This is a genomic window from Bradyrhizobium sp. MI1.11 (genome assembly GCF_055811255.1).
This window is the reverse complement of the sequence record NZ_JBVVPM010000021.1, coordinates 96,999-111,716: the sequence shown is the minus strand read 5'-3', so window position 1 is coordinate 111,716 and position 14,718 is coordinate 96,999. Positions and strand designations below refer to the sequence as shown.

The 14,718-nt window shown below is 65.1% G+C and carries 13 protein-coding genes; 6 read left to right on the top strand and 7 right to left on the bottom strand.

The window, feature by feature from the left end:
- The first annotated feature begins 67 nt into the window (after window positions 1–67).
- The 4 genes from AC0L30_RS21690 (at window position 68) to AC0L30_RS21675 (ending at window position 5,112) form a co-directional block, all read left to right on the top strand.
- Entirely contained in the window at window positions 68–1,069 is a 1,002-nt protein-coding gene (locus AC0L30_RS21690) for an NADP-dependent oxidoreductase (protein WP_473405175.1), read from the top strand.
- A gap of 151 nt (window positions 1,070–1,220) precedes the next feature.
- Window positions 1,221–2,093, top strand: coding sequence for a cysteine rich repeat-containing protein (locus AC0L30_RS21685; protein ID WP_473405174.1), 873 nt, complete (start codon window positions 1,221–1,223; stop codon window positions 2,091–2,093).
- A gap of 269 nt (window positions 2,094–2,362) precedes the next feature.
- Window positions 2,363–3,502 carry an FAD-dependent monooxygenase gene (locus AC0L30_RS21680; RefSeq protein WP_007599353.1) on the top strand — a complete coding sequence of 380 codons (1,140 nt, stop codon included), beginning with the start codon at window positions 2,363–2,365 and terminating at the stop codon, window positions 3,500–3,502.
- Complete coding sequence (locus AC0L30_RS21675) at window positions 3,499–5,112, top strand: benzoate-CoA ligase family protein (RefSeq protein ID WP_473405173.1); 1,614 nt, start codon at window positions 3,499–3,501, stop codon at window positions 5,110–5,112. The genes AC0L30_RS21680 and AC0L30_RS21675 overlap by 4 nt, the downstream gene beginning before the upstream one ends.
- A gap of 115 nt (window positions 5,113–5,227) precedes the next feature.
- On the opposite strand, the gene AC0L30_RS21670 is transcribed toward AC0L30_RS21675, so the two are convergent.
- Together AC0L30_RS21670 and maiA are read right to left on the bottom strand one after the other, a co-directional pair.
- The gene (locus tag AC0L30_RS21670) at window positions 5,228–5,737 is read right to left on the bottom strand and encodes a MarR family winged helix-turn-helix transcriptional regulator (RefSeq protein WP_007599351.1); all 510 of its coding nucleotides are present in this window, start codon (window positions 5,735–5,737) and stop codon (window positions 5,228–5,230) included.
- Window positions 5,727–6,359: a maleylacetoacetate isomerase gene (gene maiA, locus AC0L30_RS21665; RefSeq protein WP_473405172.1), complete on the bottom strand. Its 633-nt coding sequence runs from the start codon at window positions 6,357–6,359 to the stop codon at window positions 5,727–5,729. Before maiA ends, AC0L30_RS21670 begins: the two co-directional genes overlap by 11 nt.
- Window positions 6,360–6,449: 90 nt before the next feature.
- Between maiA and gtdA the strand changes: the two genes are divergently transcribed.
- On the top strand, window positions 6,450–7,490 hold the full coding sequence (gene gtdA / locus AC0L30_RS21660; protein ID WP_473405171.1) for a gentisate 1,2-dioxygenase: 1,041 nt from the start codon (window positions 6,450–6,452) through the stop codon (window positions 7,488–7,490).
- A gap of 122 nt (window positions 7,491–7,612) precedes the next feature.
- Here gtdA and AC0L30_RS21655 read toward each other — a convergent pair whose 3' ends face one another.
- From AC0L30_RS21655 to AC0L30_RS21640, 4 genes are read right to left on the bottom strand one after another with little or no spacing between them, the layout of a single operon-like run.
- Window positions 7,613–8,437 carry an ABC transporter permease gene (locus AC0L30_RS21655; protein ID WP_007599348.1) on the bottom strand — a complete coding sequence of 275 codons (825 nt, stop codon included), beginning with the start codon at window positions 8,435–8,437 and terminating at the stop codon, window positions 7,613–7,615.
- Window positions 8,430–9,203 (bottom strand): ABC transporter ATP-binding protein, encoded by a 774-nt coding sequence (locus tag AC0L30_RS21650; protein ID WP_219684553.1) that lies wholly within the window; start codon window positions 9,201–9,203, stop codon window positions 8,430–8,432. Before AC0L30_RS21650 ends, AC0L30_RS21655 begins: the two co-directional genes overlap by 8 nt.
- 16 nt (window positions 9,204–9,219) lie before the next feature.
- Window positions 9,220–10,224: an ABC transporter substrate-binding protein gene (locus AC0L30_RS21645; protein WP_473405170.1), complete on the bottom strand. Its 1,005-nt coding sequence runs from the start codon at window positions 10,222–10,224 to the stop codon at window positions 9,220–9,222.
- Between the two features lie 34 nt (window positions 10,225–10,258).
- Window positions 10,259–11,623 (bottom strand): FAD-dependent oxidoreductase, encoded by a 1,365-nt coding sequence (locus tag AC0L30_RS21640; protein ID WP_473405169.1) that lies wholly within the window; start codon window positions 11,621–11,623, stop codon window positions 10,259–10,261.
- A 114-nt stretch (window positions 11,624–11,737) separates the two neighbouring features.
- Here AC0L30_RS21640 and AC0L30_RS21635 point away from each other — a divergent pair, with 114 nt between their 5' ends.
- Window positions 11,738–12,622, top strand: coding sequence for a LysR family transcriptional regulator (locus AC0L30_RS21635; protein ID WP_473405168.1), 885 nt, complete (start codon window positions 11,738–11,740; stop codon window positions 12,620–12,622).
- Between the two features lie 45 nt (window positions 12,623–12,667).
- Here AC0L30_RS21635 and AC0L30_RS21630 read toward each other — a convergent pair whose 3' ends face one another.
- Window positions 12,668–14,704, bottom strand: coding sequence for a methyl-accepting chemotaxis protein (locus tag AC0L30_RS21630; protein ID WP_473405167.1), 2,037 nt, complete (start codon window positions 14,702–14,704; stop codon window positions 12,668–12,670).
- Between the last annotated feature and the right edge of the window lie 14 nt (window positions 14,705–14,718).

The following is a 14,718-nucleotide window of genomic DNA, read 5'->3' as shown; positions in this document are numbered from 1 at the left end:
AAAGCGGCTTGCACGTTTTTCTTGCGGCAGCTGCATCAATAATCGTCAACGACCGAGGGGAAACATCATGAGCGGCAGCGTCAATCGTCAGATTCTTCTGGTGGAAAAGCCCAGCGGCAAGCTCGGTCCCGAGCACTTCAAGATGGTCGAGGGTGTGGTGCCTGAGCCGAAGGACGGCGAGGCCTTGCTGCGCGTGCGATACATCTCGCTCGACGCCGCCAACCGCGCCTGGATGCACGGCGCGACCTATCGCTCAGCGGTCGAAGCCAACAGCGTGATGGCCGGCGGCGCCATCGCCGAGGTCATCAGCTCGAAGGCGCCGGGGCTTGCGCCCGGCGACATCGTGTTCGGCGACACCGGCTGGCAGGAGTTGGCGGCAGTGCCCGCCAAACATCTCACCAAGATGCCGAAGCTCGAGCCGATGACGCATCTGCTCAGCGTGTTCGGCATCGCCGGCCTCACAGCCTATTTCGGCCTGCTGGAGATCGGCAAGCCCAAAGAGGGCGAGACGGTCGTAGTCTCCGCGGCCGCGGGCTCGGTCGGCTCGATTGTCGGGCAGATCGCGAAGATCAAGGGATGCCGCGTGGTCGGCATCGCCGGCGGCGCCGACAAGTGCAACTGGCTGACCTCCGAGCTCGGCTTCGATGCCGCCGTCGACTACAAGGACGGCGCGGTGTTCAAGGCGCTGCGCGCGGCGGCTCCGAAGGGCATCGACGTCTATTTCGACAATATCGGCGGCGACATTCTCGAAGCCTGCCTGCCGCAGATGAACAATTACGGCCGCATCGCGTGCTGCGGCGCGATCTCGCAATATGACGGCGCGCCCTCGGCACACGGCCCGCGCGGCGTGCCCGGCCTGATCGTGGTGAAGCGGCTCGTCATGCAGGGCTTCATCGTGATGGACTACATGAAGGAAAGCCAGCGTGCGCTCGCCGATCTCCAGGCCTGGGTCACGTCCGGCAAACTGAAGGTGCAGGAGGACATCATCGACGGCCTCGAGAACACGCCGAAGGCGCTGATCGGATTGCTGGCGGGCGAGAACCGCGGCAAGCGGATGGTCAAGCTCTGACGACCTAGTTACGTCGCAATTGCAACGCCAATATCTACTTGCGGTAGAGGTCGCGGCGGCCAATGATGTCGCGCGCGGCATCACCCGCGACGATTGTTTGCATCACTTTTGAAAAAATGTCGGCGTTACCGACAGGGCAGGATTCACTCGGATGTTCAACACGTTGAAACATGCGTCAGCACGCGGGGCGTTGCTGGCGGCGGCTCTCTTCGCAACTGCAGCAGGCGCATTCGCGCAAGCACCGACCGAGGCGCAGAAGAGCGCCATCCGCTCCGCATGCCGCTCGGATTTCATAGCGCACTGCGCGAGCGTCACGCCCGGCGGCGTGGAGGCCTATCAATGCCTGCAGAAGAACATGTCCAGCCTATCCTCGGGATGCCAAACCGCGGTTCGCGCCGTCGAGCCTGCTGCGGCGCCGAAGACCGAAGCCGCGCCGAAGACCGAGCCTGCACCCAAAGAGGCTGCCCCCAAGGAGGCTGCTACACCCAAGGCGGAGGCCGCGCCTGCCGCGCCGAAGGCTGAAACCGCTCCCGCCGCAAAGCCGGCTGCGGCGGCCGCGCCCAAGGCTGCTGCAGCCGCCGCTGCAGCCAAACAGCCGAGCAGCGCGCAGGTCGCTGCCGTCAAGAGCGCGTGCCGCGCCGATTATCCCAAGGTGTGCGCCAGCGTGCCACCGGGCGGCGCGCCTGCGCTCGAATGCCTCGAGAAGAACAAGGCAAAGGTTTCGCCGGCCTGCGAGAAAGCCGTGAGCGCCGCGGCCGGCGGTGGCGCGGCAGCAACGGCGGCACCTGCGGGCGCAGCTCCTGCGGCAGCTGCACCGGCAGCCGCGCCCGCCGTGATCGTGCTGCGCCCGCTGCGGCCACGCGAAGAGCTGTTCATCGTCCAGTCCGCATGTCGCGAGGATGTCCGCACGCTGTGCGGCAGCGTGGCGCCAGGTGGCGGTCGGATCATCCAATGCATTGCCAGCAACGCCGCGTCGCTGTCGCCCGCCTGCAAGGACGTGCTGGCGCCGTTCGCTGCGCGCTAGAGAAGCGTGCCATCCGGTGGTCCGCTTTACCAGGGGTGCTGGTGGACGGGGTCTACGTGAAGCGCTGCGTCTGACGGGGCGGATGGCCAAGCCGCCACGGTTTGGCTATGCTTCGCAAGGTCACTGCTCCGGACACGCGCCAAACGCGCGTCCGGACGTGAGCTTCGGCGTGCCGCGCGCCTTGCCGATAATTCCGCTGGCGCGGGCGACCCGAGCACATTAGTCTACCCCTAGATAGTAAGTATACTGTCAATCAGGGAGGACAGACGTTGCGGATCGCCGTGATCGGCGGGGGGCCCGGTGGGCTCTACTTCGCCTATCTCTGGAAGAAGCGTCACCCCGAGGATCAAGTCGACCTGTTCGAACAGAACCCGGCCGACGCGACCTGGGGCTTTGGCGTGGTGTTTTCTGACCAGGCGCTGGAATTCCTGCGCGCCGACGACCCCGAGACGGTCGACGCGATCGCGCCGCATATGGAGAGCTGGGAGAACATCACCCTGAACCTGAGCGGCGACAGCGTCGCCATCGACGGCGTCGGCTTCTCCTCGATCGGCCGGCTCGAGCTGTTGCGGTTCCTGCAGCAGCGCGCACTCGATGTCGGCGTCACCCCGCGCTTCGACACGCCAATTCATGCGATTGACCAGCTCAACGGCCACGATCTGATCGTCGCTGCCGACGGGCTGAACTCGCTGGTGCGCCGCGCCTTCGAGGGCGATTTCGGCACCTCGCTGTCCTACTCCTCCAACAAGTTCGTCTGGTACGGCACCTCGAAGCGCTTCGACACGCTGTCGCAGACCTTCGTGAAGACCGACCGCGGCGCCTTCAACGCCCACCACTACCGCTACTCACCGACCATGAGCACTTTCCTGGTCGAATGCGATCACGCGACCTGGCAGGCCTACGGTTTCGCCTACAAGGACGTGGAGCAGTCCAAGGGTGTCTGCGAGGAGGTGTTCGCCGACACGCTCGGCGGCCGCTCGCTGGTCTCCAACAAATCGGTCTGGCGCAACTTCCCCTGGGTCTGGAACGAGCACTGGTCGTTCAAGAACATGGTGCTGCTTGGCGACGCGCTGCACTCGGCGCATTTCTCGATCGGCTCGGGCACGCGGCTCGCGATCGAGGACGCCATTGCGCTGGTCAAGGCGCTGGAGTCGGATGCCCATCTCTCCACTGCCCTGCATCGCTACCAGGCCGCGCGAAAGCCGGTGGTGCAGAAGCTCGTCAACGCCGCGCGGACCAGCGCTTTCTGGTACGAGCACTTTGCTCAGCACATGCAGCAGGGCCTGATGGACTTTGCCTACAGCTACATCACCCGTTCCGGCCGCATCGACGACTCCCGCCTGCGCGCGATGTCGCCGGCTTTCATGGCGCGCTACGAAGCCGCCAAGAACGGTGGGGACGAGGCATGAGCGGGCAGATTAACGACCAGGTGCCCGCCGACTGCGCGGGCGCGCGCGAGATCGGCTTTTCCGTTCCGCAGGTCTACAATGCCAGCCGCGTGCTGTTCGACAATCTCGCGAGAGGATGCGGCGACAAGCTCGCACTCATTGGCCCCGCGGGGACGCGCAGCTACGCGGAGCTCTGCGCGGAAGCCTGCCGCTGGGGCAACGGCTTTGCCTCGCTCGGCCTCGAGCGCGGCGACCGCGTGCTGCTGTTCCTCGACGACACCCCGGCCTATCCGGCCGCGTTCTTCGGCGCGGTGCGCGCCGGCTTCGTGCCGCTGCTCATCAACACGCTGACGCCGCCGGATCTGCTGCAATTCTATCTCGCCGATTCCGGCGCTTCTGTTGCGGTGGCGGATGCCGAGTTCTGTGCACGATTCAACGCCGAGGCCTGCAAGGACACGGGCCTGCAGACGCTGATCGTCGTCAATGGCGCGGTGGGCGATCACGCCGCACCGAACGCCGTCTCTGCCGCCGGCTGGCTCCCGCAATTTCCGGCCGAACTCGCGGAAGCCGACACGCATCGCAACGAGATGGCGTTCTGGATGTACTCGTCCGGATCGACCGGCCGGCCCAAGGGCATCGTGCATCTCCAGCACGACATGGCCTATAGTGAGGCCGCCTTTGCGCAGAACGTCTTGAAGCTGACGCCGGATGACATCTGCTTCTCGGTGCCGAAAATCTTCTTCGCCTATGGCTTTGGCAACGCGATCACCTTCCCGTTCTCGGCGGGCGCGACGACGCTGCTGTTGCCGGGCCAGCCCAAGCCCGCGGCGATCTTTTCGGCGATCGAGCAGTACAAGCCGACGGTCTTCTTCGGCCTGCCGACGCTCTATACATCGCTGACCAAGGCCGAGGGGGCCGACAAGACCGACTTCTCGTCGCTGCGCATGGCGCTCTCGGCCGCCGAGGTGCTCTCGGCCGACGTCTTCAATGGCTGGAAGACGCTCACCGGTCTCGAGATCGTCGAAGGCCTCGGCTCGACCGAGGTGCTGCACATCTATCTCTCCAACCGTCCCGAGCGGAAGAAGCTTGGCGCCGCCGGCCTGCGCGTGCCCGGCTACGAGGTCGCGCTGCGCGACAAGGACGGCCGCGATGTCGCCGACGACGAGGAAGGCATCTTGTGGGTGCGCGGCGATTCCAACACGCCGCTATACTGGAACCGGCCGGACAAATCCGCCGAGACCATCCGCGAAGGCGGCTGGATCTACACCGGCGACCGCTTCGTCCGCGATGCCGACGGCTTTCACTTCTTCCGCGGCCGCGCCGACGATCTCATCAAGATCTCCGGCCAGTGGGTCTACCCGCTCGAGGTCGAGCTGTGCCTCGCCGACCACCCGGACATCCGCGAATGCGCGGTGTTCGCCGCCGAGCTGCCGGACCGGCGCATGACCCTGAAGGCGGTCGTGGTGATGAACACCCGCGCGGCGGATCAGAGCGAAGCGACCCGCAGGCTGCAGGATTACGTGAAGGGCAAGCTGCTTCCTTACAAATATCCGCGCGAGGTGATCTTCATCGACGAGCTGCCGAAGACCGGCACGGGGAAGATCGACCGGCAGGCGCTGTTGCGGATGTGAGCCTCCGCTGTCATCGCCCGCGAAGGCGGGCGATCCAGTACTCCGAGACGGCGAGTTATGCAGAGAAGCTGCGGCGTACTGGATTCCCCGCCTTCGCGGGGAATGACAACCAGGATTAAGGCGCCTTCCCCAGATGCTCCAGCGCGTCCTCCGCCCGGAGCGGCACCCGCGACGCCTCGTTGTTGAGATCGACGAGCTGCGCCAGGAGCCCCATCAGTGCCTTGCGGTCCGCCGGCTTGAGCGGCTCCAGCATCCGCATCTGGGCGCGTTCGACGGCGGGAATGATGTCACGCAGGATCGCCGCGCCTGATTTGGTCAAATAGAGCAGCTTGATCCGCTTGTCTTCCGGCGCCGGCCTGCGCTCGACGAAATCCTTGGCCTGAAGCCGCTCGATCACGCTGCCGAGCGTGGAGCGGTCGAAGGCGATCACCGCGGACAGTCGCGTCGCGTCGATGCCGGGGTGGGTGTGGATCGCGATCAGCGCCGCGTATTGCACCGGCGTGAGGTCGAACGCCTTGCACTCCTCCATGAAGATCGAGACCGCGATCTGCTGCATGCGCCGGAACAGATAGCCCGGCGCGGCATAGACTGCGTCTATCGTGATCGGAGGCGGCTTACTCGGCATCGGGCTGGTTCTCCGGCGCGGCGTTGACGAACGCCGGCAGCGCCTTGGCCGCGGCTTCCGCCTTAAGCAGGCGCGGATAGGCCGAGACGTCGACGCCGAAGCGGAGGGCATTGGCGAGCTGCGGCACCAGGCAGAGATCGGCGAGCGTCGGCGCATCCCCGAAGCAGAACGGGCCCGGCTCGGCCCTGATCAGCGTCTCGCAGGCCGCGAGGCCCTCGCGGTTGACCCAGGCCGCCCAGTCCTGAACCTTCTCCTCGGCAAGGCCAAGCTCGCGCAGCCGCGCCAGCACCTTCAGATTCTGTACGGGGTGAGTGTCGCAGGCGATCGCCAGCGCAAACGCCCTCACCTTGGCGCGCTGCAACGCATCCCCCGGCAACAGCGGCGGGTTGGGATGGGTCTCGTCGAGCCATTCGATGATGGCGACCGACTGGGTCAGCACTGCGCCCGCATCGTTCTCGAGCGCGGGCACCAGGCCCTGCGGATTGATGGCGAGATAGGCCGGCGCGCATTGCTCGCCCTTACGAAGGTGATGCGGCAGGTGCTCGGCACCGAGACCTTTCAGGTTCAGTGCGATCCGTACCCGGTAGGCGGCGCTGGAGCGGAAATAGCCGTGCAGCTTCATCGGAAACCTCCCGTTTCGTTCTTGTTCGCACGTTGACGCTACCTAGATCGTAAGTATACTGTCAATCAACAAAACGACGGGAGCCGCACCATGGAAGCCGTGACCAAGACGCCGGAACGCGAGGCGTTCTACAAGAAGATCGACGGCGAGAACCTCACCGCGCTCTGGACGGTCATGAGCGATTTGATCACGCCGGAGCCGAAGAGCGCCTGCCGGCCGCATCTGTGGAAGTTCGACATCATCCGCGACTACATGACCGAAGCCGGCAAGCTGATCACGGCAAAAGAAGCCGAGCGGCGCGTGCTGGTGCTGGAAAATCCCGGCCTGCGCGGGCAGTCGAAAATCACCACGTCGCTCTATGCCGGCGTGCAGATGGTGGTGCCCGGCGACGTCGCGCCCGCGCACCGGCACAGCCAATCGGCGCTGCGCTTCGTGCTCGAAGGCAAGGGCGCCCACACCGCGGTCGACGGCGAGCGCACCGCGATGGAGCCCGGCGACTTCATCATCACGCCGTCGATGACCTGGCACGATCATTCCAACGAGACCGACCAGCCGATGTTCTGGCTCGACGGTCTCGACATTCCGCTGGTGCAGTTCTTCGACTGCTCTTTCGCGGAAGGCTCCAACGAGGACCAGCAGAAGATCACAAGGCCCGCCGGCGACAGTTTTGCGCGCTACGGCCACAATTTACTGCCGGTCGACGTGAAGCGGAGCTCGAAGACGTCGCCGATCTTCAGCTATCCCTATGCCTACACGCGCGAGGCACTGGAGAAAGCCCGCACGAGCCAGGAGTGGGACGCCTGTCACGGGCTGAAGCTGAAATTCAGCAACCCCGAGACCGGCGACTTCGCGATGCCGACCATCGGCACGTTCGTCCAGTTGCTGCCGAAGGGCTTCAAGACCGCGCGCTATCGTTCGACGGACGCAACGGTGTTCTGTCCGATCGAAGGCCACGGCCGTACCCGCATCGGGGACTCGACCTTCGAATGGGGCCCGCGCGATTTGTTCGTGGTGCCGAGCTGGCAATGGGTCACGCACGAGGCCGACATGGATGCGGTGCTGTTCAGCTTCTCGGATCGCCCCGTGCAGCAGAAGCTGGATTTGTTCCGGGAGGATCGCGGGAACGCGTGACGACACCGGTCTCGTAGGGTGGGCAAAGGCGCAACGCGCCGTGCCCACCACATCTCCGCGAGCGATGAAACAATTGGTGGGCACGCTTCGCTTTGCCCACCCTACGGCTGCGGTGACTGCGGCTATCGCCAGTGCAAGAGCCGTATCTCCAGCCAGTTGATCACCCGCCCCACGATCAACCCAAACACCGATAAAATCACCACGCCCGCGAGCAGCTGATCCGTCTGCATCAAATTGCCGGCCTGAAGCACGAACGCGCCGATGCCGTACTGCGCGCCGATCATCTCGGCGCTGACGACGAGCAGCAGCGCCACCGACGACGTGATGCGGAAGCCGGCGAGGATTGCGGGCAGCGCGCCCGGCCACACCACCTTGCGCACGATGGTGGCGAACGGCACGTTGAAGCTCTGCGCCATGCGGATGAGATTGCGCGGCACCGCGTCGACGCCGCTATAGACCGAGATCGCGGTCGAGAAGAACACCCCGAGCGCGATGGTCGCGATCTTCGGCTCTTCACCGATGCCGAGCCAGAGGATCAACAGCGGCAGCAGCGCGATCTTCGGGATCGGGAACAGCGCCGAGATGAAGGTGATGCCGACGCTGCGCGCCAGCCGCGAGAGGCCGATGGCAAAGCCAACCGCGACACCGGCCGCCGTGCCGAGCAGCCAGCCGACACCGATGCGCAGGAGCGACGCGGAAAGGTGCTGCCACAGCGCGCCCGAGATCGCGAGCTGGTAGATCGCCCGCGCGATCGCCGATGGCGGCGGCAGGAACAGCGGATTGACCAGGCCGGTGCTGCCGGCCGCCTGCCAGATCGCAATGACCAGCGCGAGCGCGATCCAGCCGCCGAAACGGCTGCTCGCCGGCACGAAGCCGGCGCCGCGAAAGCGGACGCGTCGGACCGCTTCATCCTTCGCAGATGGTCCCGCCGGAGCGCGATCAAGCATGCTGAACCTCGCGCTCGGCATCGATCGCCTCGTTGCGGATCAGCGACCAGATCTGGTTCTGAAGCGCGAGCAGCTTTTCACGGGCTGCAATGTCACCGCGCTCAGTGCGCGTCATCGGCACGCTGACGACCTCCCGAATGCGGCCAGGACGCCGCGACAGCACCACGATGCGGTCGGCAAGCCGCGCCGCCTCTTCGAGATTGTGGGTGACATAGACCGCGCCCATGCCGCCATCGGCGAGCAGCCGGACGAAATCCTCCATCAGCAGTTCGCGGGTCTGCGAATCCAGCGCCGACAACGGCTCGTCCATCAGGAGAATGGCCGGCCTGACCGCGAGCGCACGCGAAATGCCGACGCGCTGGCGCATGCCGCCGGAAAGCTGCTTTGGATAGGTTTTGCGAAAATCGGTCAGGCCGGTGCGGCGCAAGGCGTCGTCGACCAGCGCGCGGCGCTGCACGGGCGAGAGCTGGGTGTGCAGCAGCGGGAATTCGACGTTCTCCTCCACATTGGCCCAGGGCAGCAGCGCAAAGTCCTGGAACACGAAGGTGAGCGGATTGAGACTGTCCGCCGGCGGCGATCCACGCAGCTCGGGCGCGCCGGAGGTCGGCAGCAACAGGCCTCCGAGGATCGACAGCAGCGTGCTCTTGCCGCAGCCCGAGGGCCCCACGATCGCCACCACCTCGCCCGCGCTGACGGTGAACGAGACGTCGTCGAGCACGGCGAGCTCGCCGAAGCGATGGGTGATGTGGTTGGCGATCAGGTCCATGCGTTGCGTTCTACTCTCAATCCGCCTTCACAAAGTCCTTTGCGATGATCGCGTTCGCGTCGAAGCCCTTGTCGGCAAAACCCTGCTCCTGGAGCCATTTGATCTGGTTGTCGACGTTCTTCACATCCAGCTTGCCGTCAGGATCGATATAGGCGCAGTTGCCGACCACCTGCTCCACCGGCAAATTGGTATATTTTGCGATGATCTCCAGCAGTGGCTTTGTCTTGTCGTTGATCGGGGCGATACCGTCCTTCATCGCGGCAAGGATGACGTCGTGATATTCGCGGTCGGCCTTTGCCAAAGCGCTGAGCAGCTTCGTCACCAGCACCTTGTTGGTCAGCGTCTTCGGTGAAGCGAACACCGCGCCCAGTTGCCAGGGTGTCTCGTCGCCGACCCAGCCGAGAAACTTCGCACCGCCGTCGTCCATCAGCTTTCGCGCCGTGGAGATCGGCAGCAGCGCTGCATCCACGGTCTCGCCCTTCAGCGCGGCCGCGGCATTCGACAGCGATTGCAGCGGCACGATCTTCACGTCGGCAAGCTTGAAGCCGTATTTGTCGGCAAGCAGGCCGAGCGAATAGTGAAAGGACGAGCCAACCTGCGTCATCGCCACGCGCTTGCCCGCGAGGTCCTTCGGCGTCTTCAGACCGCTCGCATAGGCGTTGTTGCTGGCGAAATAGCCGATCAGGGGATAGCCGGCCTTCTCGCGGCTCATGCCGCCGATCACCTTGAGCACGCCCTTGCCGGCGAGATTGTAAAGACCGGCGGTGAAGGCGGTGACGCCGAAATCGATATCGCCGGATGTGGTGGCCACCGCGATCGGCTGCGCCGCATCGAAGAATTTCAGCTCGACGTCGAGGCCGGCCTCGCGGAAATAGCCCTTGTCCTGCGCGATGAACACGGGCGCGGAGGAGGACAGCCTGAGCACGCCGATCCTGGCCTTCAGCGCGTCCTCGGCTCGGGCCGTGCCCATCGCTGTGATCGCCATCAGGCCAGCTAGCGCGAGCCGCACAATCCCGATCATTTCGTTTCCTCCGCCGTCGATTTCTTGCAGTCGGTTACAGGCCCTCGGGCACGTGCTGGTCCCGTCCGATGAAGGCGCCCTGTTGTTTCAACGTTTCCTGCAGCTTTTCAACCGGGATGTCACGCGGGATCCGGTTTCCGGAGAGCGCCAGCGCGGCGGCGGAACCGGCCGCCTCCCCCATCACGAAACAGGCACCGGAGACCCGGGCCGCGGATTGGCCCTCATGGGTCATCGAGGCGCAGCGGCCGGCGACCAGCAGATTGTCGACGCCTTCGGGCACCAGCATCCGGTAAGGCAGCTCGTTATAGCCGCGCGATTCCGGGATCGGCGGGAAGGTGAAGACGACGTCGCCGGGGACATGGGCCTCGATCGGCCAGCCATTGACCCCGATGGAATCCTCGAACGAAGCGCAGCCGAGCACGTCCTCACCGCTGAGCTGATAGCCGCCATTGATGCGGCGGGTTTCGCGGATGCCGAGCTGCGGCGGCAGGTCGACGATGTAGGATTTTTCAAAGCCCGGCACGGTGCGCAGGAATTCGAACGCGGCGAGCGCCTGCTTGCGGCCCTCGATCTCGCCGCGGGTGAGATCGTCAGGCTCGATGCCGTTGATGGCATGGCCGTCCTCGCGCGCCACTTGCGTAAAATTCACCCGCCATTCGATGCCGGACTTTTGCGGCCGCACGATCGCGCTCTTGCGCGGGAATGTGTGGGTGCCGGCGGCGGTGGCCTGCTCCATCAATTGCGGGATGGTGCGCCAGGCATCGCCCGCCTTCGCGGGATCGATGCCGTTGAGACGGAGCATCATCGAGGGATACATCGGATGACCGTGCTCGTCGCCGAATTCGAACGGCGCGCCGGCCCAGACCGCGAGATCGCCGTCGCCGGAGCAATCGATGAATATCTCCGATCGCACCGCCTGCCGGCCGGCCTTGGTCTCGACCATCAGCGCATCGATGCGGCTGTTATCGCCCATCACGACGCCGGCACCGAGCGCGTGGAAAAGGATGTGCACCTTGTGGCTGGCGAGCAGCTGGTCGGCCGCGATCTTGTAGGCGGCGGTGTCGTAGGCCTGGGCGAAGACCTTGCCGAGGATCAGATGCGGCGCGTTGAGGCCGTTCAAATGGTCGATCCGCGCCAGCAGCTCGGACGCCATGCCCTGCACCAGCCGGTGGGCCTCGCCGTAAACATTGCCGTGCAGGCCGCAGAAATTGGTGACGCCTGCGGCAGTGCCCATGCCGCCAAGAAAGCCGTAGCGCTCGATCAGCAACGTCTTCCGCCCAGCGCGCGCAGCTGAGGCCGCCGCCACGATGCCGGCCGGACCGCCGCCGAGGACGACGACTTCATATTCGCCGTAAAGCGGCACATGGCGCGCCGGTTCTTCGATCGTGGTGGCCTGCATGGCGCGTCCCGTCCCTGAAAATCTCTTGCTTGGGCCGGACTATGAATTAACGCAAGTGGGGCTACAATCTACCAAAATAAGCGATCACCTTTCTCGAATCGCGAAAGGCCGAAAATGGACATCCTGGTAAACCTTCAGGCGTTCCTCGCCACCGCAGACGCGGCCGGATTTTCCGCCGCGGCAAGAAAGCTCAACGTCGCAACTTCGGTGGTCGCAAAGCGGGTCACCCAATTGGAGGCGCGGATCGGCACGCCGCTGTTTCATCGCTCGACGCGGCAATTGCGGCTGACCGCGGCGGGTCAGGAATATGTCCAGAGGGCGCGGAGCGTGGTCGCCGATGTCGGCGATCTCCTGTCGCGCATGGGCGAGAAAGGCCATGATCTTATCGATCATTTGCGTATCAAGGCACCGACATCGCTGACCATCGCCCGGCTTGCCGATGTGTTCAGCACCTTCCAGACTCAAAACCCGAAGCTGAAGCTCGAGATCGTCCTGATCGACCGTCCCGTCGATCCGGTGACGGAAGGCTTCGATATCGCCATCGGCGCGTTCCCGCATTCGTTCGGCGGTGTGGTCGACGAGCCCCTATGCCGATTGAAGCGCTTGTTGTGCGCGTCGCCGGCCTATCTCAGGGCGCACGGCGTGCCGCGACATCCGCGCGATCTGGTCGATCATCGTTGCCTGAGTTTTCTTCCCACCGGTCCGGACTGGGTGTTCGACGGGCCGCGCGACCGTATCACGGTTCAGGTCCGGCCGCTGTTGAGTTCGAACGAGGGCCACGTGCTCGTGAAAAGCGCGATCGCCGGCAACGGCATCGCCTTCATCTCGCACTACCTTGCGGAAGAGGCCCTACGTCAAGGCACGTTGCAGGTCGTGTTGCCGGATTTTCCAATCCCCGATTTATGGGTCAAGGCAAGCATTCCCGAGCGACGGGTCCAGGCTGCTGCGGTTCAGGCGTTATTGCGGGAATTGAAGAGCTCGCTGTTGCCGGTGCTGTGAGGCCCGTTTCGTTGGCACCCGCGGCATCGCCGGTTTCTCGGGAATTCAGGCCGCCGAGCGGATGGTGTGGAGGAAATCGTCGACGTTCGACTTCATTGAATCCGCCTGCTGCTTCAGGGCCGCTGCGACCGTAAGAGCGGCTTCGGCACCGGCGTCGGTCTCGCCCGCCACCGCGCGCACCTGACCGATTTCCTGCGTCACCGCCGTGGTGCCGTTGGCTGCCTCTTCGACGTTGCGCGCGATTTCGCCCGTTGCCGCGCCCTGCTCTTCGACCGCCGCGGCGATCGCGGTGGCGATGTCGGCCATTTCCTTGACGGTGGTGCCGAACTGCTTGATCGCCTCGACCGATTGGCCGGTCGCGCTCTGGATCGTCGCAATCTGGCTGGCGATCTGCTCGGTCGCCTGCGCTGTCTGGGTCGCGAGACTCTTGACCTCGCTGGCGACGATCGCGAAGCCCCGGCCGGCGTCGCCGGCGCGCGCCGCTTCGATGGTCGCGTTCAGCGCCAGCAGATTGGTCTGGCTGGCGATGGCCTGAATCAATTGAATGATGGTACCGATCTTTTCAGCCGCATCCGACAACCCATGGATCAAATCGGAGGTGCGGTTGGTCTCGTCGGTCGCCCGGTTCGAGACCGCGACGGAGCGGTGCACCTGGCTCGAGATTTCGCGGATCGAGGCCGCGAGCTGCTGGGTGGCGGAGGCGACGGTCTGCACGTTCATCGATGCCTGCTCGGCGCGGGTCGCGACCGCTTCGGCGAGCCCGCGACCGCGCTCGGCGACCTTTGCCAACTCCTCGGCGCTACGCCCCATGTCGTCGGCCCGGCCACCGACACCGGCGATCACCCCCTGCATGCCCTGCTCGAAGCGGCCGGCAAGATCAGACATCATGCGGGCACGGTCGGCCTCGGTGGCTTCGCGCTGTGCCGTGGCCTCGCCTTCCATGCGACGAACCGCCAGTGCATTTTCGCGGAACACCTCGACGGCACGCGCCATGCGGCCGATTTCGTCGCGCGATTCGCCGCCCGGAATGGGCTCATCGAGCTCGCCCGCCGCCAGCGATTGCATCCGGTCCGTCATGCCGCGAATCGGGCCGGATACGCTGGCTCCGATCAGCCACGCGAGCACCGCTCCCAGCAGCAGCGCGCCGGCCGCGGTCGCGATGACGGTCCGTTTGGTTTGATCGACCGCTGCCGAGGTCTTGTCGCCCTGCTCGGCGCGCACGGTGCCGAGCTTCGCATTGATCTTGTTGACCTGATCGTCGATCGCCGCACTCGCCTTCTTCAATTCGGCCTGCCTGGCGCGCAGATCGGCGGCAACCTTGATGACCTCTTCGAGCGCCGTCGTGTCGGCGGCGATCGCGGTCTTGAGTGCTGCGACCAGCGTCTTCAATTTGGGGGCGTCCGCCGTCGCCAGCTCAGCCTCGGTGTCCGCGATCGCCAATTGGGCGTAGGACAATGCCTGCCTGGCGTCGTCGGCATCGCCCGTCGACAAAGTGGACCCATAGCGCATGACGGTGACGCGCAGCGCGTCGACAACCCCGGCGAGGCGCATCGGGTTGACAAGTCGTTCCGCATCTTCCGGGCGATTGGCAAGCGCAACCTGAATGCCGCTGACATTGAGGCCAGCGGCCGCGCCCTGGGCGTCGGTCTTCGTGGTGGCGGCGCGCAGCCGATCGGCGGCATCCGCCGCTGCGGTGAACGACGAACGATAGGTTTCCAGCGCCGTCTTGACCGGGCCGATGCCTTCCGCGATCGCTTGCAGCTTGCCGAATTGCCGATCGGCCTGATCGGCCAGTTTGCCCACGCCGTCGATCGCCTTGGCTGCGGCATCCTTGTCGCCGACATTCCAGGTTCGGATGAATTTCTCGACCGCCGAGTTCGCTTCCAAGAGCGCGGCACGCGCCTGCGACATTCCGGCGTCGCCAGCCGCGCTGGTCACGAGGTCATTGACCGTTCCGCCGATCCGCTCGACCTGGACCACGGCGAAGCCCGCGAGCAGGACCAGAAAGCTGAGGACCAACGCGAAACCGCCAAACACGCGCGGACGGACACCGACCCGGGACATCATGTGCGATAATTTCATGGGAATCCCGAAAT